General features: G+C 49.8%; 14 protein-coding genes and 1 pseudogene. 9 read left to right on the top strand and 6 right to left on the bottom strand.

Features of this window, described 5'->3' with window-relative positions:
- The first annotated feature begins 93 nt into the window (after positions 1-93).
- The 8 genes from ACYQ2M_RS06440 (at position 94) to ACYQ2M_RS06475 (ending at position 11742) form a co-directional block, all read left to right on the top strand.
- Complete coding sequence (locus ACYQ2M_RS06440; RefSeq protein WP_459915504.1) at positions 94-3183, top strand: PAS domain-containing hybrid sensor histidine kinase/response regulator; 3090 nt, start codon at positions 94-96, stop codon at positions 3181-3183.
- Positions 3173-4129, top strand: coding sequence for a GGDEF domain-containing response regulator (locus ACYQ2M_RS06445; RefSeq protein WP_459915505.1), 957 nt, complete (start codon positions 3173-3175; stop codon positions 4127-4129). Before ACYQ2M_RS06440 ends, ACYQ2M_RS06445 begins: the two co-directional genes overlap by 11 nt.
- A gap of 211 nt (positions 4130-4340) precedes the next feature.
- Positions 4341-6311: a proton-conducting transporter transmembrane domain-containing protein gene (locus ACYQ2M_RS06450; RefSeq protein ID WP_459915506.1), complete on the top strand. Its 1971-nt coding sequence runs from the start codon at positions 4341-4343 to the stop codon at positions 6309-6311.
- Between the two features lie 13 nt (positions 6312-6324).
- On the top strand, positions 6325-7215 hold the full coding sequence (locus tag ACYQ2M_RS06455) for a respiratory chain complex I subunit 1 family protein (RefSeq protein ID WP_459915507.1): 891 nt from the start codon (positions 6325-6327) through the stop codon (positions 7213-7215).
- A 4-nt stretch (positions 7216-7219) separates the two neighbouring features.
- Complete coding sequence (locus ACYQ2M_RS06460) at positions 7220-7867, top strand: NADH-quinone oxidoreductase subunit K (RefSeq protein ID WP_459915508.1); 648 nt, start codon at positions 7220-7222, stop codon at positions 7865-7867.
- Positions 7867-9369, top strand: a complete 1503-nt coding sequence (locus ACYQ2M_RS06465) for a proton-conducting transporter transmembrane domain-containing protein (protein WP_459915509.1) — start codon at positions 7867-7869, stop codon at positions 9367-9369. Before ACYQ2M_RS06460 ends, ACYQ2M_RS06465 begins: the two co-directional genes overlap by 1 nt.
- A gap of 2 nt (positions 9370-9371) precedes the next feature.
- Positions 9372-10877: a hydrogenase large subunit gene (locus tag ACYQ2M_RS06470; protein ID WP_459915510.1), complete on the top strand. Its 1506-nt coding sequence runs from the start codon at positions 9372-9374 to the stop codon at positions 10875-10877.
- Between the two features lie 91 nt (positions 10878-10968).
- Positions 10969-11742 carry an NADH-quinone oxidoreductase subunit B family protein gene (locus ACYQ2M_RS06475; protein ID WP_459915511.1) on the top strand — a complete coding sequence of 258 codons (774 nt, stop codon included), beginning with the start codon at positions 10969-10971 and terminating at the stop codon, positions 11740-11742.
- A 193-nt stretch (positions 11743-11935) separates the two neighbouring features.
- Here the strand turns inward: ACYQ2M_RS06475 and ACYQ2M_RS06480 are convergent, their stop codons facing one another.
- The 6 genes from ACYQ2M_RS06480 to ACYQ2M_RS06505 form a co-directional block, all read right to left on the bottom strand.
- Positions 11936-12748, bottom strand: coding sequence for a cytidylate kinase-like family protein (locus ACYQ2M_RS06480; RefSeq protein ID WP_459915512.1), 813 nt, complete (start codon positions 12746-12748; stop codon positions 11936-11938).
- 166 nt (positions 12749-12914) lie between these two features.
- A complete protein-coding gene (locus tag ACYQ2M_RS06485) occupies positions 12915-15359 on the bottom strand; it encodes an SLC13 family permease (protein ID WP_459915513.1) in 2445 nt (814 codons plus the stop codon).
- Between the two features lie 70 nt (positions 15360-15429).
- Positions 15430-15879 (bottom strand): response regulator, encoded by a 450-nt coding sequence (locus tag ACYQ2M_RS06490; protein ID WP_459915514.1) that lies wholly within the window; start codon positions 15877-15879, stop codon positions 15430-15432.
- Between the two features lie 265 nt (positions 15880-16144).
- On the bottom strand, positions 16145-17512 hold the full coding sequence (locus ACYQ2M_RS06495; protein WP_459915515.1) for a sigma-54-dependent transcriptional regulator: 1368 nt from the start codon (positions 17510-17512) through the stop codon (positions 16145-16147).
- A complete protein-coding gene (locus ACYQ2M_RS06500) occupies positions 17509-18972 on the bottom strand; it encodes a sensor histidine kinase (RefSeq protein WP_459915516.1) in 1464 nt (487 codons plus the stop codon). Before ACYQ2M_RS06500 ends, ACYQ2M_RS06495 begins: the two co-directional genes overlap by 4 nt.
- Before the next feature lie 254 nt (positions 18973-19226).
- Positions 19227-20588 (bottom strand): glycerate kinase type-2 family protein, encoded by a 1362-nt coding sequence (locus ACYQ2M_RS06505; RefSeq protein ID WP_459915517.1) that lies wholly within the window; start codon positions 20586-20588, stop codon positions 19227-19229.
- 447 nt (positions 20589-21035) lie between these two features.
- On the opposite strand from ACYQ2M_RS06505, the pseudogene ACYQ2M_RS06510 reads away from it, so the two are divergent.
- Positions 21036-21179 (top strand): annotated as a pseudogene (locus ACYQ2M_RS06510) (trimethylamine methyltransferase family protein); the annotation flags it as partial.
- Positions 21180-21504: the final 325 nt, after the last annotated feature.

Below are 21504 nucleotides of genomic sequence, written 5' to 3' on the forward strand. Positions count from 1 at the left end.
AATAACATCGGTCCAAGGTTATGCCCAACCCCAAAATCTGATTAACACATAAAAAGGATTTGCCTGACACACATGTACTGCATGGACTCGGAAATGGAAAAAACCAGCGCAGAGCTTAAGGCCGAAAACAAAATGCTGCGCCAGGAAATCAAAGTTGCCAGGGAGGCTGCCGCCATAACGGCAAGGCTGGTGGTAAAACAGTTTGAAAAAACCGACCGGACCCTGCGTCATCTGGAGGCTGCCAATGCCCAGCGCCGGGCGGTGCTAAACGCCGCCACCCAGCTGTCCATAATATCCACGGACCTTGAAGGCAAAATCACCCTGTTCAATAGCGGGGCGGGTTATCTGTTGGGTTTTTCCAGGGAAGAAATGGTGGACAAACAAAATATTTCCATCCTCCATGTAAAAGAAGAATTAAGACAATACGCCCATGTGCTGACCGGTGTCATGCCCATGGAACCCAATGCCATTGATATCTTTGCCCAGCATGTCAAACAGCATGTTTTCCAGGCCCATGAATGGACTTATGTCTGCAAAAACGGAACCCTGCTTCCCGTAAATCTGTCCATCACCGCTTTTTACAATGCCCGGGGCATCATGCGGGGGTATCTGTTCACGGCCATGGACATGAGCAGCCAGAAACAGATGAAACAGGAACTGATTCTGGCCATGGAAGATGCAGAAGCCGCCAATGCATCCAAAGGCGATTTTCTGGCACGCATGAGCCATGAGATAAGAACCCCCATGAACGGCATCATCGGCATGGCCCATCTCATGGAAAAGACCCCCCTGAACGATCTCCAGAGAAATTTTCTTGATAGAATTCAAAGTTCCGCCAGAACCCTTCTGACCCTAATCAACGATATTCTTGATTTCTCTAAAATTGATGCTGGCAAACTCACCCTGGAATGCATAGATTTTCGACTGGAAGATGTCCTGGCCAATGTGGTTAACACCATTGGATTCATGGCAGAAGACAAGGGACTGGAATTTTTGTTCCAGGTGGATCAAAAGGTTCCCTCAAAGCTAAGGGGGGACCCCTTAAGACTGGGGCAGATTTTATTGAATCTGGCCGGTAATGCCATCAAGTTTACGGAAAAAGGAGAAATCGTTATTGCCGTCAGCCTCCATGACCCTTCTGATGTTAATTATTGCCCTGCGGAAGTCATGCCGGGAAAAAAACATAAATCTGACTTTAAAAACACAACCCAGGGCAACAAAACATCCTGTCATGATATCCCCGACAGCCGGCAGGCAATGTTAAAATTCTCTGTCAAGGACAGTGGAGTGGGGCTGCATGCCGACCAGATCACCTCTTTGTTTGAGGCCTTCAACCAGGCAGACGATTCCATCACCCGGAAATATGGAGGCACAGGACTTGGCCTTTCCATCTGCAGCCAGCTGACCCGAATGATGGGGGGAAACATATGGGTAGAAAGCGCCCCCAATGAGGGTTCCACCTTTATTTTCACTGCAAAACTGGCCTGTTCGCTTCCTCCCCCTGCCCCCAGCCCTGATCAGGAGCTCAGATCCTTCCATGGAAAGCATGCACTGGTGGTGGATGATAACAGGACCGCCCGGGAATTGTTGGTATCCATGCTGAAATCCTTTGGCATGGAAGTGGACAGTGCCCCGGATGGACAAACCGCCATTGATCTGCTTGAAAACAGCCTTGAGCACCCCCCTTGCTATGATGTGGTGCTTCTGGACTGGATCATGCCGGGAATGGACGGTATAGAAACTGCCCGGCGCATTAAGTCCCATGAAGGCCTTGACAGAACCCCGACCATGCTCATGGTAACGGCCAAGGCCAGGGAAGAGGTACAAATGGCTGCCACAGAAACAGGCATAAAAGCCTTTCTCTTAAAACCGGTGTATACATCGGTTATGTACAACACCCTCCAGGAAAGCATGGGGCTTGCCCCAGCCTCCCCCGTAGACCCGCTGGGACCAGGAGCCCGCACAGACGTCCCCCTGTCGACCGCCATGGAAAATATCCGGGGGGCTAATATTCTCCTTGTGGAAGACAATGCCATCAACCAGGAGGTGGCACGGGCATTTCTTGAAGATGTCGGCATGGTGGTGGACATCGCGGACAATGGCCAGGCCTGCCTTGACATTATTGATAAGAAAACCTTTGATCTCATTCTCATGGACATTCAGATGCCGGTGCTGGACGGTCTGGAAACCACCCGCATTATCCGCAATGAAAAAAAGCGACCCCATCTTCCTATCATTGCCATGACGGCCCATGCCATGGCAGGGGATCAGGAAAAAAGCCTTAGGGCAGGCATGAACGGGCACCTGAACAAACCGGTGAATCCCGCCAGACTCTACGAAGTTCTGCAACAGTTCATCCCAGGAAAACAGGGAAAAAATATTTCCGGGAAAACCTGTGAAAGCACCCCGTCGACCATGACGAAAAAGGTTCTTGGCAATCCCGCACCCAGCCAGGATTTAAATCCCTCCCCAACACCGGTACTGCCCGCCCTGAAGGGAATCGACCAGGTCAGGGCATTGTCCCGGCTGAACCATAAACCGGAACTTCTTCTAACGCTCCTGCATGATTTTAAGGAAACATATCAAAATCACCCGGCATATCTGCAGGAGCTGCTGGCGCAAAACGACACAGAAAAAATAAAGGTATGTGCCCACACCATTAAAGGCATATCCGGTTACATGGCGGCCGATGGACTTTATAAAAGCGCCGAAGATCTGGAAAATCGTCTCAAAGCCATACCAGATAAGCTCCCCATGGAATCAATTCTTGGTTCAACAGCCCTGGACAAGCCCAACATCAATCCCCTGGTACAAAAATTTATTGATGAAATAAACCAACTGCTCAACACTCTGGAGCATCTGCCAAAAATAAAGACAAAGCATTGCCTTGACCACAATCCCCTCCCGGGGGTGCCCATGGCAAGATTCCCCCGCCAACTGACAGTACTTAATGAAAAACAAACTAAAGTTCTTCAGGAATTCACGAACCTTCTGACAAAAGGCGAATTTACAGCCATGGATCTTTTACCTGATGTGAAAAAAATTCTTATCCAATCGGGCTGTGAAGAGGATTTGACCGTCATTGCAGACCTTATGGATGACATTGAATTTGAACGGGCTGCCGAAAGGATGGCATTACTGACAGGAATGGCAAATACCCATGGAACTTCACATGATAAATAAAGAAAGAGCACGCCTGCTCATCGTGGATGATGAGAAAATGAATCTTAAAGTCCTGGCGGATCTTCTAAAGGATGAATATACGCTGGTACTGGCCAAAAACGGAAAACAGGCCCTCAGTTATGCCCTTGTGGACCCTCGTCCGGACCTGATATTAATGGACGTTATCATGCCTGAAATGGGAGGGTACGATGTCATTAAACACCTCAAGGAAAACGACAAGACCAAAGATATCCCCGTTATTTTCATCACAGCCCTGAACTCGGTGGAAGATGAGGAGCACGGTCTGAAACTCGGTGCCATAGATTATATTACCAAACCCTTTTCTCCCCCCATTGTTAAAATGCGCATCCACAATTACATCCGCTTTGTCCATCAGCATAAACTGCTCGATAAGCTGGCCTACCTGGATGCCCTGACGGAAATCCCCAATCGCCGCCGCTTTGATGAGGTCCTGCAAAATGAATTCTCCAGGGCCAAACGAAACGGCACCCCCCTGTCCCTTGGCATGGTGGATGTGGACTTTTTCAAACAATACAATGATCATTATGGCCATGCCATGGGAGACCGAGCATTATACCGCATTGCGTCGGCCCTTGTGAGTATTTTAAAACGCCCCGCCGATATGGTGGCCCGGTACGGGGGCGAAGAATTTGCGCTGATTCTTCCGGAAACAGACCGCCTGGCCTCCCGTCAGGTGGGAGAAATGGCAAGAAAGGCCGTGCTGAACGAAAAAATCCCCCACATTGATTCCACTGTATTTCCCCATATTTCGGTGAGCATCGGCATTGCCACCGTTGAATTCCCCCTGCACAATGCCTTGACTTTTCCCGCCAAAACATCCGAAATTTCAACGTCCCCCACTGAATTCACTCCCGAAGTACTTCTGGAAATGGCAGACCAGAACCTATACAGAGCAAAACAAAACGGCCGGAATCAGATCTATTAAATCCCGCCCCATGGCACCCTTAATTCCATAATTGCCTTGACGTCCATTTCCCACGGGCGTATATTCGCCGCGCGTGGAATATTTGAATGCAACTTTTAGGTGAAATTTTATCACTCGATGATAACACAAGCCTGACCCCGTTATCGACAACCCGGCCAGTTAAAAGCTTGAATATCGAGCATCATATTCAAAACAAAGGCAGGGAGAGATAATGGTTCTTTTTACAGCCTCCATGATGGTTTTACTGACAGGAGCACTTCTTTTGCCCTTCACCGGCAGGGGCAATGCAGCCAATACCGCAGGACCCGCATTTGCCGTTACCGGTGCCGGACTGGCACTGGCAGCAGGCTTTGATGCCATCCGCACCGGGGGATTTGATCTCATATCGCCATGGAACTATCAGCTGGGCGCGGTGCATATAAAAATGGACCCCCTGTCCGGGTACTTTGCCATGGTCATCGCCATTGTATGTGGACTTGCCGCCCTCTATGGCAGGGACTACCTCAAACCCTATACCGGGAAAAAACACCTGGGGATTTCCTGGTCCATGTTTCTGTTGCTGTCTGCCAGCATGCTGCTGGTCATCACCGCATGGAATGGGGTGCTGTTTCTGGTGGCATGGGAAATCATGTCCCTCTCTTCTTTTTTCCTGGTAATCTTTGAATCCCATCGCCCCGGAGTACTGTCCGCCGGATGGACCTATCTTGTGGCCACCCATCTGGGAACCGCCTTTTTGATGGTGATGTTCATGATGCTGGGAGACAACCACTGCTATGATTTCAATGTCATCCATCCCTCTGGTCCCATGCCCACAGTTGTCTTTGTCCTGGCCCTCATCGGGTTCGGCACCAAAGCAGGTTTTCTGCCTTTTCATGTCTGGCTGCCCGACGCCCACCCGGCGGCACCCTCCCATGTATCTGCCGTGATGAGTGCCGCCATGATCAAGACCGGCATCTACGGCATTCTTCGCATGTCCATCCTCACCGGCCCCTTCCAGGCCTCCTGGGGGTGGAGCCTGATCATCATAGGTGCCCTCACCGGTATCTTCGGTGTGCTCAGTGCCTTGTCCCAGCAGGATTTAAAACGGCTTCTGGCCTACTCCAGTGTGGAAAACATGGGCATCATCGCCATTGGCCTGGGCCTGGGATTTCTGGGATTTGCCACCCACCATCCGGTTATCGGGCTTCTGGGCATCGCCGGAGGAATGCTGCATATCATGAACCATGCCCTGTTCAAAAGTCTGCTGTTTTTCGGTGCCGGCGCCGTGCGGCATGCCACCCACACCCTTGACATGGAAAAAATGGGGGGCCTCATGAAAAGGATGCCCATAACGGGCACCACCTTTGTGATTGCCGCTGGTGCCATCTGTGCCCTGCCTCCATTAAACGGATTTATCAGTGAATTCCTGATTTATTTCGGCTCTTTTTCCTCCCTTTACGGCAGCAAAGGTACCTTCAGCGTTCTGGCCGCAGTAACCGTGATTATTGCCCTGGCCCTCATCGGCGGACTGGCACTTGCCTGTTTCACCAAAGCCGCCGGCATTGTCTTCACAGGCGAACCCCGGACCCGGGAAGCCGCCCAGGCAAAAGAGTCCGGTGTATTCATGACAACAGCCATGGTGATACTGGCGGCCCTTTGCGGATGTATCGGTGTTTTCAGTCCCCAGATCATTGATTTTCTGGGACCTGTGTTTGACACCATCGTTGCCGGTCACCCCTTGGGAGAGGCTAGCCTTGCACCGGCTCTTGTCTGCCTTACCATGATCAGTCGGGTGGGTGTGGGGCTTATTTTGCTGATTTTTGTGCTGGGCTTTTTGAAACGCAGGTGGATGCAGGATAAAATTGTGGAAAGAAGCAGCACCTGGGACTGCGGATATGTGGCATCCAGCCCAAGAATTCAGTACACGGCCTCCTCCTTTGCCGATCCCATCGTATCGATGTTTGATACAACGCTTTATCCGGAAAAAGATCTCAAGACGGAGAAAAGCTTTTTTCCCAGGGCCTTTTCCTATGAGTCCCGCTCAAAGGATATTTTCATGTACCATGTATACCGTCCGCTGTTTTCCATGGTTGAAACCGTGGCATTGAGCCTGCACTGGCTGCAGCGGGGATACAACCAGCTTTATGTCCTCTATATTGTTGTAACACTTCTGGCATTATTGTTCTGGATGCTGTGGATTTAAGAAAGGGGATGTGATGAAGTTCACCATTTTTTTTCACGTGATTGCTGCATTTATTTTATCGCCCATGATTCCGGGTATAATTAATAAGGTTAAAGCCTTTTTTGCCGGAAGAAAGGGAAAACCCGTTCTGCAGATGTATTATGATCTTGCAAAGCTTGTGCAGAAAGGGACCGTGTACAGCCGGACCACCACATGGATATTCCAGGCATCTCCCCTTGTCACTGCCGCCGTTGGCATCATCGGGGTCATGCTGGTCCCTTTGGGAAACACACCGGGAATGCTGGCCTTTTCCGGGGATTATATCCTTCTGGTGTATCTGTTCGGTGTTTCCAGATTTTTTACGGTGCTTGCGGCCCTGGACACGGGTTCACCCTTTGAGGGTATGGGGGCCAGCCGGGAAGTTCAATTTTCATTGCTGGCAGAACCGGCCCTGCTCCTGGGACTCTGCGCATTGAGTGCTCTGAGCGGCGAAACATCCATGAACACCATGTTCACTTCCCTCCAGGCCGGAACCCGGCCGGTGCTGGCCTGTGCCATCTTTATTGTTCTTCTGGCTGAAAACGCAAGAATCCCCTTTGATGATCCCACCACCCATCTGGAGCTGACCATGGTCCATGAGGTGATGATTTTAGACCACAGTGGACCGGACCTTGCCCTCATCGAATATGGATCTGCCCTGAAACTATGGGCCTATGCCTCACTTACCGCCAGCCTGATCGTCCCCCAGGAAATTGTCAATGCCTGGGGCTCCATGGGGGCCGGGTTTCTGGCACTGGCAGGCGTAACCGTGTTGGTGGGGCTGATGGAATCCATCATGGCCCGCCTGAAACTGATCCGGATTCCCCAGCTTCTGGTGGGTGCCGCCATCTTGTCTCTTATCAGCTTGATTCTGATCATAAGGTAAAAAAATGAACACCATCTTTAATTTTCTGGTAATTCTGCTGATCCTGCTTAACTTCCGACTCATCAGCTCAAGCCGCTTAACGCCCTGCATTCACATTCTGATCATCCAGGCGGTGATACTTTCGGGGGTGGCATGGATGACCCATCAGGGTCACATGTCTGTGCATCTTTATTTCATGCTGGCGGTGAATGTTTTTTTAAAGGCCGCCGTACTGCCCTGGATGCTCACCCGGGTGGTTCAGAAAAACATCGTCGCCAGGGAACTTGATCCCTTTGTGGGGTATACCGCATCTCTGATCATCGGGGCGGTGCTGCTGGGTGTCAGTGTACTGATTTCCCGCCCCCTTTCCCTTTCCCACACCCTGGTGGAGGATCTTTTTCTGCCGGTGTCCCTGTTTACCCTGCTTTCCGGACTGTTCATGATCATTGCACGTAAAAAAGCCATCACCCAGGTGTTGGGATATATGGTCATGGAAAACGGGATTTACACCTTTGGCGTGGCCATGGCCATCCATGAACCGTTCATCGTGGAATTGAGTGTGCTGCTGGATGTGTTTGTGGCCGTTCTGATCATGGGGGTTGCCATTTTTCACATCAGCCGGGAATTTAATCACATTGATACGGACCGCCTGAGTCTTCTGAGGGACCTGTGATGATCTGGGCACTTCTACTCCTTCCGGCAAGTCTTGGCCTGTTTTGTCTTTTATCCCGCAGCAGCAGCCTGTGCCGCTATCTGCTGGTGATCAGCGCCTTTTGTCATTCCGCCATGGTGGTTTTTCTGGCCTTTCACCGGGAACTGGCACTGCCCTCAAAATGGATGGGGCTTGACGATGCAGGCTTTCTGTTTCTGTGCGTTACCAGCCTGCTGTTTTCCGGAGCCGCCATTTACACCTTCGGATACCTGAAAGCAGAAGGGGAGAGCCCCATAAAGGACATGGAGGAGCACTTTTTCTTTAAAAACAGCCACAATGCGGTGTTTGTGGGCTGCATGCTCTTTTTCCTTGCCACCATGACCCTTGTGACGGTGAGCCGACACCTGGGGCTGATGTGGGTGGCCATAGAAGCCACCACCCTGTCCAGTGCCCCCCTGATCTATTACCACCGCCATCACAGAAGCCTTGAGGCCGTGTGGAAATATATTCTGATCTGTTCCGTGGGTATCGCCCTTGCCATGCTGGGCAATTTCTTTATTGTTGTGGCCGGAACCCATATTAATGGGGCGGGCCCCCTCATGGCCCTGGACGATTTATTGCACCATGCCCCGGAACTCAATCCTGCCTGGATGAAGGCGGCTTTTGTTCTGTGCCTTGTGGGATATGGCACCAAAATGGGGCTGGCCCCCATGCACAACTGGCTGCCAGATGCCCACAGCGAGGCCCCCTCTTCCATATCGGCCCTATTATCTGGCGCGCTTTTAAACTGTGCCTTCTTGGTGCTTTTAAGAATTCATACGGTGATGATCGCCGCAGGCCTCGGAGACACCAGTCGCATGCTCTTTGTTCTTCTGGGCCTTGTCTCCCTTGCCTTTGCAGCTGTGTTCATCATCGGCCAGAAAGATTTCAAGCGCATGCTGGCCTACTCTAGTGTGGAGCACATGGGCATCATTGCCCTTGGTCTTGGCATCGGCGGCATGGGCATCACCGGCAGTCTGTTCCATGCCGTTAACCACTCCCTTATAAAGGGCATGCTCTTCATGACGGCCGGCAATATCATGAGCGCCCATCAGACAAAAACCATTGTTGATGTAAAGGGTCTTATCTACACCCGACCCCTGACTGCCATGCTGTGGCTTGCCGGTGGCCTGGCCATTGTGGGCATGCCCCCCTTCGGGACTTTTTTAAGTGAGCTGACCATCCTTGGTGCCATGCTTGACAGCGGACATTTTTTTGTGGCCGGGGCTTACCTGCTGGCCCTGGGCATTATCTTTGCAGCCTTCACCGCCAAGGTGCTGCCCATGATATTTTCTCCGCCGCTGGACCCGCCTCAGGTGGCACCTGGGAAAAAGGAAGACGCCCCATGTGCTGAAAAAGAACCGCTGTGGTCCATTGCCCCCCTTGCCCTTTTCGGCTTTCTATCTTTTGTACTGGGCATCTACATGCCGCCATGGCTGTCCGGACTTCTGGACGGGATTTCCCGCTCCCTTGGAGGACAATAATAATGACTGAAGAAAAAAATGGGGTATGTCTGTCCGGAAAAAGCATGGAATCAAGTGATGTGCCGGAGCTTGATATCAAGGCGTTTCGCTCCCGGGTTCTGGACCGGGTAAAAGCCGGGGGACGTATCAGCTCCCATTGCGGTATTTCATGCAGTGATGGAGAAACAAATCTACAGGTGGTTCTGGCCCACGATGACACCGGCACCCTGGAAACCTTCACCACCCGGGTGACAAACGCCTGTGAGAGCCTTGTTGCGGATTGTCCCCAGGCCCATCTGTTTGAACGTGAACGCCATGAACAATGGGGAGTTATCCCCACGGACCATCCCTGGCTCAAGCCGGTGCGATTTCCCCTGGACAAAACAAAATCCATGGACAACCAGACCGTTGCAGGAGTGATGGACTTTTTTGCCATGGAGGGGAAACAGGTGCATGAAGTGGCCGTGGGGCCGGTGCATGCCGGCATCATAGAGCCCGGGCATTTCAGGTTTCAATGCCATGGGGAAACGGTGCATCACCTGGAGATAAGCCTGGGATACCAGCACCGGGGGGTTGAAGATGCCCTTAAAGGGGGGCCGAACCTTCGTACGATTCATTATTTTGAAACCCTTGCCGGAGACACCACCATCGGTCATACCACCGCAGGATGCACGGTTATTGAAGCCCTGGCAGATATTGATGTCCCCCCAAGGGGGCAGATGATCCGGGGCATTGCAGCAGAGCTGGAACGCATGGCCAACCACATCGGAGACTTGGGTGCCATTGCAGGGGATGTGGGATTTCTACCCACCATGAGTTATTGCGGCCGCATCCGGGGGGATGTGCTGAACCTCACGGCCCTGATCTGCGGCAACCGATTTGGCCGGGGGCTTGTCATTCCCGGGGGAACCTTCTGGGATATCACCATGGATCTGATCCCGGTGATGCAAAAACGGCTGAACGACATAGAAAAGGATGCCACCGGGGCCATGGATCTAATGTTTAATACCCCGTCGGTGCTGGCCCGCCTGGAATACACCGGAAAGGTTGAGGAAGAAACCGCCCGCGCCTTGGGGCTTGTGGGAGTGGCTGCCCGGGCATCGGGTCTCGTCCGGGACATACGCACAAGTCACCCCTACGGCATCTACCGCACCTGGCCGGTGCCCGTCACGGTGGAAACCGGTGGAGACTGTTTTGCAAGGGCCCATGTGCGTTGGCGGGAGGTCCAGGAGAGTATGGCCCTGGTCCGCATTTTGCTTGAATCCCTTCCCCCGGGATCCGTTGCCGCATCCTGGGATGGAAGGCTTTGCCCTGGAAAAACCACCACCGCACTCACCGAAGGCTGGCGGGGCGAAATCTGTCACACCGCCGCCACGGACAGCCAGGGGAAATTTTCATTTTACAAAATTGTGGACCCCTCCTTCCACAACTGGTTTGGACTCTCCATAGCCCTTCGTAATCAGCAGATCAGTGATTTTCCCCTGTGCAACAAGAGCTTTAATCTCTCCTACTGCGGTCATGACCTGTAATTTAATGATCAAGTAGGCCTTGATCACAACATGGGCCACTTTTGGGGGAACAGGCCCATCAAGTCCAAGCAATAAAAGGAAGCAAGATCACATGTTAAAGATAGTAAAAACCAGGCTCCAACAGAAATACCGCACCATCTCCTGGCCCCAGGGTCCGGCACCGGAACTTCCGGCACGATTTGCTGGCCTGCCCGTGATCCGGGGAAACTGTGCAACCGACTGTAAAATCTGCAGCACGGTGTGTCCCACAGGGGCCATCCTCATGCCGGACCGCAACGATCAATCCCATAAGGCCCCGGCACTTGATCTCGGAAAATGCCTGTTTTGCCGAAAATGTGAAAGCGTCTGTCCCAAAGGGGTCATCACCTTTTCAAGGGAACATCAGATGGCTGCTGTGGAACGCAACGGTCTGATTGTTAAAAAAAACATCTCCCATGCAAATCATGTCCGGATGAAAGAAGCGCACCGGATGTTCAAGCGCTCCTTTAAGCTGCGCCAGGTCTGTGCCGGTGGATGCAATGCCTGTGAGGCGGATACCAACGTTCTTACCACCATCGGCTGGGATCTGTCCCGGTTCGGCATTGATTTTGTGGCATCCCCCCGGCATGCGGACGGCATTCTAGTAACAGGCCCGGTGACCCGGAACATGAAACAGGCCCTTGAAAAAACCTATGCGGCCATACCCCATCCAAAAGTGGTCATTGCCACCGGTGCCTGTGCCATTTCCGGCGGTCCTTATATGGATCACGAAGAACAGCACAATGGGGTGGGTGATATCCTGCCGGTGGACCTTTATATTCCAGGCTGCCCACCCCATCCCTTGACCATACTGGATGCGCTGCTTTCGTTTACCGGCAACATCTGACTTCCCCAACCAAAATCTGCTCAAAATCGATACCCGTCACAGACGGGGATAAACTACTGGCAAAACATTTACATCTACAAGCCGAATATTTACAAATAAACTTGAAATTCACCTTTTTATTACGAACAGGTATGACACATCGAACTGATAAACCGGCAAAAATAAATCCACAACTGTGAAATACGGTTTAGATTTAAACGGCCCCAAGTGGAGTCACCCCCCCGGGATGAACCTCCATTGAGTAGATCCCGGGAATCTTATCAATGAGATTTTTAGATGCTGTCTGCAATTTACGCAACTTTTGCATGTCGTTTTTAACATAAATAAGGACATTGCCATGATCACTTTTCACAAAAATATTGGGAAACGTATCCATGAGGCTCACTTTCACTTGGGTGGAAAGGACCAGATCGTCCAGAATTTTTTGAGACTGGCTGGTGGTTTGAAACGGCTCCAGATTTGCTGAACGGCAGATGAAATCCACGGCATCGTTTACGGCAAATCGTTGGACGTGGATCGTGAGATCATAAAGAGAACTGTCCCATGGATCCACTCCATAAAGACTTTGTGTCCATTTTCGACGTTCCTGGTCATCTTCTAAAATCTGCCTTCTGGCCTCATTCATGGGGATGCCATCACGCTTCATTACAAGGGCCACGCGATGGTCAAGATCTGCGGTTATCCTGACCTTGAGCACATGGGGAACCCCTGTCAGCAATAGATGCCCGGCCAAACCATGATACACAACATTGTCTTTCTGTACACTGAGGCTCAGAGCTCTCTGATAATAGGCTATAAAAAAGCGTTTACTGCGACCGAAGCGATCCAGAATGGATGGTGCATCATGGATTGCCTTGATAAGTTTAATTTCTGAAATGTTGAAATATTTGCCGGCATCCAGGATCACCTCACGACTCAAGCAGCGATATCCCAACCGTTGGGCGACCATTTCAGCCACCTCCTTACCTTTGCAGTAGGAGCCTCTCGATATTGTGATAATTGGCATAGTTTTCCTCCCTAAGTCTAAAATTAACATTTTCTCCGATAACGACAAACGTGGAGACCTAAACTCGACAAGCCAGAACCAAATCGTTTTTCCAATCACTTGCCAAAATAATACGAAAATCAGCGACAAGCATCTAAAACAGAAAGACACAACCTCTGCTCATCCATTAAAGATAAAATATGTATACCATTGCAACCAAAATCCCAATATAAACAACACTCAAAACACCCCCGATTTGCATATAGTCTTTGGTTCGGTATTCTCCGGGCCCCATATAAAGCGCATTCACCTGATGGGTCGGAAGAATAAAAGAATTTGAAACACCAATGCCGACGACAATCGCCGCTACGCGAGGGTCAACGCCAATCTGATTCGCCAGTGAAATACCCAGGGGAACAAGCAGTGCACAGGCACCGACATTGGAAATGACCATTGTAAATCCACAGCTCATGACAGCCAGGACAATTAAGAGTACCAGCGGTGACATAAAATTACCCAGGCCCAGAACAACACTTTTTGCGATCCATTCTGCCGTACCAGTCTGATCAACCGCCATGCCAAGGGGAATAAGCCCACCCAACAGAAAAACGGTACGCCAGTCCACCGAATGGTATGCTTCCCCAACGGTTATAACGTTTGTCAATATCATACCCAACGCGCCAGCCATGAGGCAGACCGATAAGGGAATGGGGTTATAACCACGGGATTGAAAATAAAAACTTGAAATGAGCATCAAAACAAGGGAGGTAAAAAAACAGGCTAAAGCCCATTTGGCTTTTTCCGGTTTGTGAAATTCATCCTCAAAGGGAGAAATAATGATAAAATTCTGATAAAAATCCTGGAGGGTATGAAATTGTTTCCATGTGCCCTGGATTAAAACGGTATCCCCGGATTGCAGGGGACGATCGGCCAGCTCTCTGTAGTAGTTTTTTCCGAATTGATGGATGGCCAGAGCGGTAATGCCAAACGTTTCACGGAATCTACTTTCTTTTATGGTCCGGCCGATCAGGATGGAACGTGGAGAAACCACCGCTTCAACGATTCCAGCCATAGCAGGGTTAAACATAGTATCCTTAAAACAGTCTGCCTCTTTTCTGAGAATCAGCTCGTAATCCTGGACGAACTCAAGGATCTGTTTTTCCGGGCCATAGGCACACAATGCAAAACCAGGTTGAATACTCTTACCAGGTAAAGGGGCCTTATTATTGCGGACATTGCTGTCTTTGGCCGATGCCACAATGTTGACCAAATACCGCCGTCTGATTTCAACCACCTCCTGGGGGCCTTCTCCCGGATGATATGTCGTGGGAATAAAAATTTCATAAGGCCCGGTAATTTCGGGATATGCACACATAATGCTGTTGGCATCATCACAATCGGCATTATTACTCAGACCATCCAAAGAGATTGACTTTTTTTCAAGCATACTAAGACCAAAAGTCGCAAGATAACCGATGCCCCCCACAACAAGCGCCAGGCCGATGGGCGTAAGTTCCAGAAATCCAAATTTAGGCATACCCGACGGCAGGATATCGTTGAGCAGAATCAGAGGACTCGTACCGATCATGGTTAAGGTTCCGCCAAGAATAGCCGCCATTCCGATGGGCATAAGCACACGTGAGATGTGAATCTTAAGTCTTTGGGACGCCACAAGACGAACGGCCGGCAAAAAGAGCACAGCTGCACCGGTATTTTGCATGATGCCGGATATGGCGGCAATCATACTGCAAAAGCTTACGACAAATCTGGAACGACTGCGACCAACGAATGCCAACAGGGGGTGAATAATTCGATTGACAATACCTGCCCGATTCAGACCGTAGCTGATGATCATGACACCGATGATGGAAATAACCGCATTGCTGCTGATACCTCGAAAAGTGTCCTCGGCCCGAAGTAGTCCCAATTCAGGAAGTAGCACCATCATCAAGATACCGACGACATCCACCCGCACCCACTCAAAAATAAAAAGAATCACCGCAATGGCAACAACACATAACATCAACAACTTGGTAAAAAGATGAGTATCAACTTCAAATGGCACACTGGCGACACCTGCATCGTATAATTTTTTGCCGTTGGGAGCGGTCAATTCAGAGAATATATCCAGCCAGAGTGAATGGTGCCCGGCTTTGGTTTTGGAATCCACAATGTAGTGAACCGTGGCTGTCAGTGGTCCGGAAAAATTACTTTCAGGTAGCGAAAACCTCACCAGTAGATGAGAATGGGGTCTATCCGGGTTATCCGTATCAAGGAAGGCAATACCGCTATCCCGTGGGGAGGCAATCCAGACCATCATCGCGTTACTGTCGGTATTTGCATTCCAGGTCAGGGGGCCTTCTTTACTGTTTTTTGTTTCATTCAGCCGGGCTTCAAGTTCAAAGCTGCCGGTTTCTCCGGCAATCAGGGTTTTAAACCCCTGTTTTAAACCCACGGAAACATAATGTGGCTGCCGGGATCGCTCAACCTCGGTATTACTATTGGATTTTGTCATGTGGGATTTTTCTTTAACTGGAATCGTTTTTTTTGTGTCAGTGAATTTCGGGATTCCAAATACGACAGCCATGGTACCCAGCAATACTGAAATAACAATCCATTTTCTGGTTGTCATGAAAAAAAGCCCCCCCTGATGAAAAATGAAAAACGTGTTTAAAAACCAAGACTTCAGCCGTTTTTATGTATCAAAAAAGCAATTGTCTGACCTTGTCCAGGAGATCATCAATATCAAAAGGCTTGTCAAACATAGCAGCGGCCTTGAATTTTTTCGCCTGAAGATGGGTCTCTTCATCACCAAATGCGGTAATCAGTATCATGGGTGGAAATCCCCTGTTCATCTGAACGCCTTCAAGTATTTCCATTCCGGTAATTCCAGGCATTCGAATATCTGAAATAATGAGATCAAACCGATGTTGGTTTTGTTCTTCGGGGAAAAGAAATGATTCCAGATGCTCCAGCAAATCCATGCCGTCTATGCATTCTGTAACCGCAAAGCCAGCCGCATGAAGCATCTGGGACAGAAGCCTGCGCATCTCTTTATCATCATCTGCGAGCAGGATATGAAACACATCCTTTTCCAAGGTGTTACATAGGCTTTGGGGACTTACGTTCAGGTTAGTTGAATTTGCTCTCATTTTTTATCTCCATCTTTGACGATCCATGAGTTATCCGGCGAATTGTCCGGCTTTTATTCTGTTACGGCAACACATTGACACCGCCGTCACATTTTGAATTAAAGCAGAATTTGTGCCATCATTCTTTTGGTGTACAATCAACTAAACAGGTTCGCAAGGACGGGGAAAAATGCCCCAGTAGGGAAGAATGCCCCACCTGGATGCCAAGGCTGACAAAGGATGGGCGATATTATTTGGGGCAGGTTATTTTAACGGAATATTTCTGCTATTGCGATGGATCAATCTTATATTTCAGTAATTTTCGATAAAGGGTCTTACGATCCAGTTTCAGAATACGAGCTGCCATGGTTCGATTTCCCTTTACGATTTTTATCACATGCAGGATATAACGACGTTCCATCTCTTCCATGGAAACAAGTTCTGAAGGATCACCGGTTCCCAATATCAGTTCATCTGCCGGATACGTTCTGATTTTTTTAGGAAAATCGTCAACAATTAATTTGTTGAAGCGGGTCAGTACCACAGCACGCTCAACGGCATTGCGAAGTTCTCGGACATTTCCCGGCCACGAGTAAGAAAGCAGTTTCTCAGCTGCACCATTTGAGATGCCATCCACCTGTTTTTCAGTGCAGTTCGCAAAATATTTCACAAAATGATTGGCCAGCAAAAGGATATCTGTTCCACGCGAACGCAGGGGTGGCACCTCCAGCTGAATGACATTGATACGATAAAACAGATCATCCCGGAACCTCTTTTCCTCTACAGCAGATTCCAGATCCCGATTGGTAGCAGCGATGATTCGAGCATCAAAGGCAATTTCTCTGTTTCCGCCAACCGGTCTGAGACGTCTCTCTTCAAGGACACGCAACAGCTTGGGTTGGAGTCGTATGGGGATCTCCCCGATTTCATCCAGAAAGAGAGTGCCACCTTGTGCCTCAAGGAAAAGCCCTGAATGATCTTTCCCGGCATCTGTAAAGGCACCGCGTTTATGCCCAAAAAGCTCACTTTCCAGGAGATGCTCAGGCAATGTCGAACAATTCACCGGCACAAAAGGGCCAGTTCTGTCCATTGCGTTTCTGTGAAGCGTTCTTGCCACCAATTCTTTTCCGGTACCGGTCTCGCCCAAAATAAGCACCGAGGCATTGCTGCTGGCAACTCGAATAATCCGGGAAAAAAGCGATTGCATGGGCAGACTTTGCCCAACGATATCAGCCATGCCATTGGGTTGAGCCTTTTCTTTGCTGAGTTGTTTTATTTTTTCCTGGAGCAGATGGTGTGAAACCGCTCTGTTCAGCACCAGTTCAAGGATATCCGTATCCACAGGTTTGGAAATAAAATCATATGCGCCTGCTCGAATGGCGGATATGGCCGTTTCAAGATTGCCAAAGGCCGTTATGGCAATAACCGGAATCTCCGGCCGGTTAAGGGACATCCTCTCACATAACTGGATACCCGTCATTCCGGGCATATTGATATCCGTTAGAATGACATTGTATTCTGTTTCTTTGATGTGGACGAGTGCCTTGTCGGCCCGGGTAAACCAGGTGGGAGAAAACCCACGAATGCGCAGATCAGAATCAAGCATTTCACACATGGCCTGATCATCATCCACAATCAACACCTTTCCTGTCATGAGCAATCCTCCAGCGGAAAAAAGACGGTGATACAGGCACCCCGATCAGCCCGGTTCTTTACGTTGATCCACCCCCCATGTTCTTCAACGATACCAAAGACAATGGACAATCCCAGACCGCTACCCTGCCCCATTTCTTTGGTTGTAAAAAAAGGCTCAAAAAGATACGCCATATTTTCTTCAGCGATGCCTTGTCCCTCATCTTCCAACTGAACCGCCAGATACGGTTTATCCGCTAAGTTTTCTTCAGGCGGGTGGGTATCCACCGTAAACATCGATAAAGATAAAGTGCCCCCCTGGGGCATTGCCTGTATGCCGTTCATGATCAAATTTGTCAGTACCTGTTGAATCTGGGAAAAATCAATGAAGACCTGGGGCAGTTTTTCTTTTTGCACCCATTCCAAAGAAACCTTTGCCTTTGCGGCGGTTGAGGTGAGCATTTCGATAACCTTATCAACCACCAGGGTCATATCCTCATATTGTCGATTCAGGTGCCGTCTCCTTGAAAAATCAAGCAGGCTCTGGATAATTTGGGTCATGCGGTGTGACTGCTCACCTATAATACGGGCATTGTCCACAATTTCCGGGGGTGTAAGCCGCCCATTGTGTATCAGTTTGGAACGACCTGATATTACATTCAGCGGTGTGCCCAGTTCGTGGGCCACACCTGCTGAAAGTCTGCCAAGGGTGGCGAGTCTTTCCGTATGTCTCAGTTGCTCCAGCGCACAGATACGTTTCTCATGTTCAACACGAATGGAGTTCAATGTGGCATTGAGATTTTCACACATACCATTAAATGTGGCAGCCAACTGGCTGAATTCATCACTTCCTTTAAGCTCCAGATCAGGTTCCAGATCGCCCTCACCTATCTTCGCCGATTTTTCAATGAATCGCTGGAGGGGTTGATGAATCCAGATGTTGAATCGATGCCATAGAATGACACCAAACGTCAGAAGAAGAAGAGCACCGGTATAAAAAAGATGAACAAATGAATCCCGTGTATATTTTTTCATTTCCATTAAAGATTCGGATATTTCAATGGCGCCCATGGAATTTTGGGGTATTTTGATAGGTATATAAGAGAACCGGAACAGTTCCCCTTTGAGGTCGTTCATGGTCAGGGAGATGCTTTCACCGCTTATAATTTTATTTCGCAGATTGGATGGTAATCTGCTCGTCTGCAGGTCATGGGAACGATTGTCAAGCCAGATCCATCTGATGTTTATTTGGTCTTCACCTCGGTTGACATCATTGATTAGCTGAAGGGCCATATCCATACCGGATTTTTCCCAGATATGTCCGATGGGACCAGAGATAGCATGCCCCAGTAAAAAAGCATTCCTTTCCATATCATTGCTGAATTGGTTGATTTCACGCTGATAAACGATATAGCCATAGCTTCCCAGGATAACTATGAGCGTAATGATTAAAAATATATAAATCTTGTAAAAAAGCTTCATTGCCCCCCTTATTTTGAATAACTATCTACTCAAAAACGGTACCAACGTTATCATATTCCAGTTTCCAGTTTTTTTCAATGATAGCAAAGATATGCAGGGCTGCCCGTGATCCGGAGAAACTGAGCAACCGACTGTGAAATTTGCGGAACTATGTGTCCCACAGAGGCCATTCTCATGCCGGACCGCAACGGTCAGTCCCATAAGGCCGCACCCCATGACCATCTGGAATGGCCTGCTTTCCTTCACAGGCCTGCTCAGCCATCAATCAGAAATATCTGAAGATCCATGACATTGGTCCGGGTGGGTCCGGTGATAAAAAGATCGCCGAGCTTTTCAAAAAAGGCATGGGAATTATTGTGGGCAAGATGTTTCTCCATTGATAAGCCATGAGCCTTTGCACGGGCAGAAGTGGTACCGTCGGCAAAGGCACCAGCCGCCTCCGTGGGGCCATCGCTGCCATCGGTACCGACTGATAAAAGCAGGATATCGGGTATTCCTGCCAGTTCAATGCCGGCGGACAGTGCCAGCTCCATATTGCGCCCTCCTTTCCCCTCTCCTTTCAGGGTCACGGTGGTTTCACCGCCGGAAAGCACGCAGGCCGGTTTTTTCACAGGCCTGTCTGCCCATTGCACTTCCCTTGCAACTGCACACAGCACCTTTGCCACCTCTCCGGCTTCTCCCTGGATGCTGGAAGAGAGTACAACAGGGGTATAACCAAATGTTCTACCTGCTTTTTCCGCGGCATCCAAGGCATCGGAAAGACTGCCGACAATGTGATTATCCACCACGTCAAACAGCTCATCCCCGGGCTTCGGGGTCTCCCGGATCTTTCCTTTTTTCCCCGCTTCAATATGCACTGCAACGGTTTCAGACACCTTGTGCCACAGGTCGTAACTGTCAAGGATTTTTCGGCAATCTTCAAAGGTGGCGCCGTCCGAGGCGGTGATACCCGAGGCAATGATATCCAGATCATCACCGATGACATCGGACAGGATCAATGAAATCACACGGGCACCATTGGTATGTCGGCACAATTGCCCACCTTTTATGCGTGAAAGGTGTTTGCGAATGGTATTGATTTCATGAATGGTTGCTCCGCACCCCAGCAGAAGCCGGGTGATATGCTGTTTGTCCGCAAGGGTGATACCCTCTGCAGGTGCCGGGGTGAGGGCTGAGCCCCCACCGGAGATCATGCAGATAATCAGATCATCGGGACCGGCCGTGGCAACCATGGACAAAAGTGCATGGGTGGCCCTGACGCCATTTTCATCGGGTAACGGGTGCCCAGCCTCCATCAACTGACATTTACGAAGGGTTACCCCGTGGCCATACTTGGTAATCACCAGACCGTCATGAACACAATCCCCGAGTATGATCTCAGCTTCCCCCACCATGGCAGCAGAGGCTTTTCCAGCCCCGACCAGGTAAATGTGCCGGATGGTATTCAAATCAATAGAGCTTCCCCCGATACTCACATGATTATTGACCCTGGTAAGAATGCGTCTAACACAGGTTTCAGGAGCCACTGCAGCAATGGCGGCCTGAAAAATGGCCATTGCCGTTTTTTTCATTGCCTGAAGATTGTCTGCCCCCTGCATCGTCTCATCTCCTCCCATTTTTTCACGACTGCTTTAATAACATACATGGCAATAACCATCTGCCACAACAAAACCTGAAACACCAGTCATTGCTGCTCTTAGACGGAGTTTCTTATAACCCACATGTCCTGGCGGACACAACGAATAATGAAAATGGTAATATGCCGCCCCCAACGGCCGTCCGATCCGCCCGGGACCGTCGGGGGCCCTTTTGCCCTGCCGGTCTAAAGCGCGGGAACTGCGGGCAGGTTTGTCCGAAAACGCGGACGTCTCGTCCGCATTTCTACAATACCTGTGGATATGCAGAATTGAAAGTCAATTCAAGGCAATGCCACCTAAAACGCCATATTCAAGTTTTTTATGTTTTTGGAGGAGGGGGCAGGCCTCGGTTCACATGAGATATCTTCAAGTATATTGTAAATATTCAATCTGCCAGAGAAACCCAAATGAAAGACTTTTGACCGCTGGCAGAGCAACGGCTCAGAAGATGTGACAACGGCAGCCGCAGAAAAATACAAGAAAATCCTGGCCAGCGCTCCGGAATCCACCCTGGATGCCCAGGCAGAAAAGGAACTTGCCGCCTTTGTGCAGCGCACTCATTCAGTATAAGCAAACCGAATATTTACACAACGAAAAACAAAACTCTAATCATTGCAGCATCTTAGACGAAGTTTCATATAAACGGGCATGTCCTGTCGGACACAACGAATATTGGGTCGTAGACGCGGAGCCAAATGGCATTATGCCGCCGCCCCCCCCGACGGGCAATGGTCCCGGACCGGAACTGTAGACAGTTCGATTGTCCGGTTCCTATTGCCCATCGGGGGGGCGGCTCTGCCGAGGTTGCCTTGGAGGCTACCTTTTCATATAAAAAATTTAAAAGACACACTGTATAAAATTGCCGGTCGTTAACAACGCTGGCATAGCCTTAAAC

The sequence above is a fragment of the Desulfocicer niacini genome (assembly GCF_054657595.1).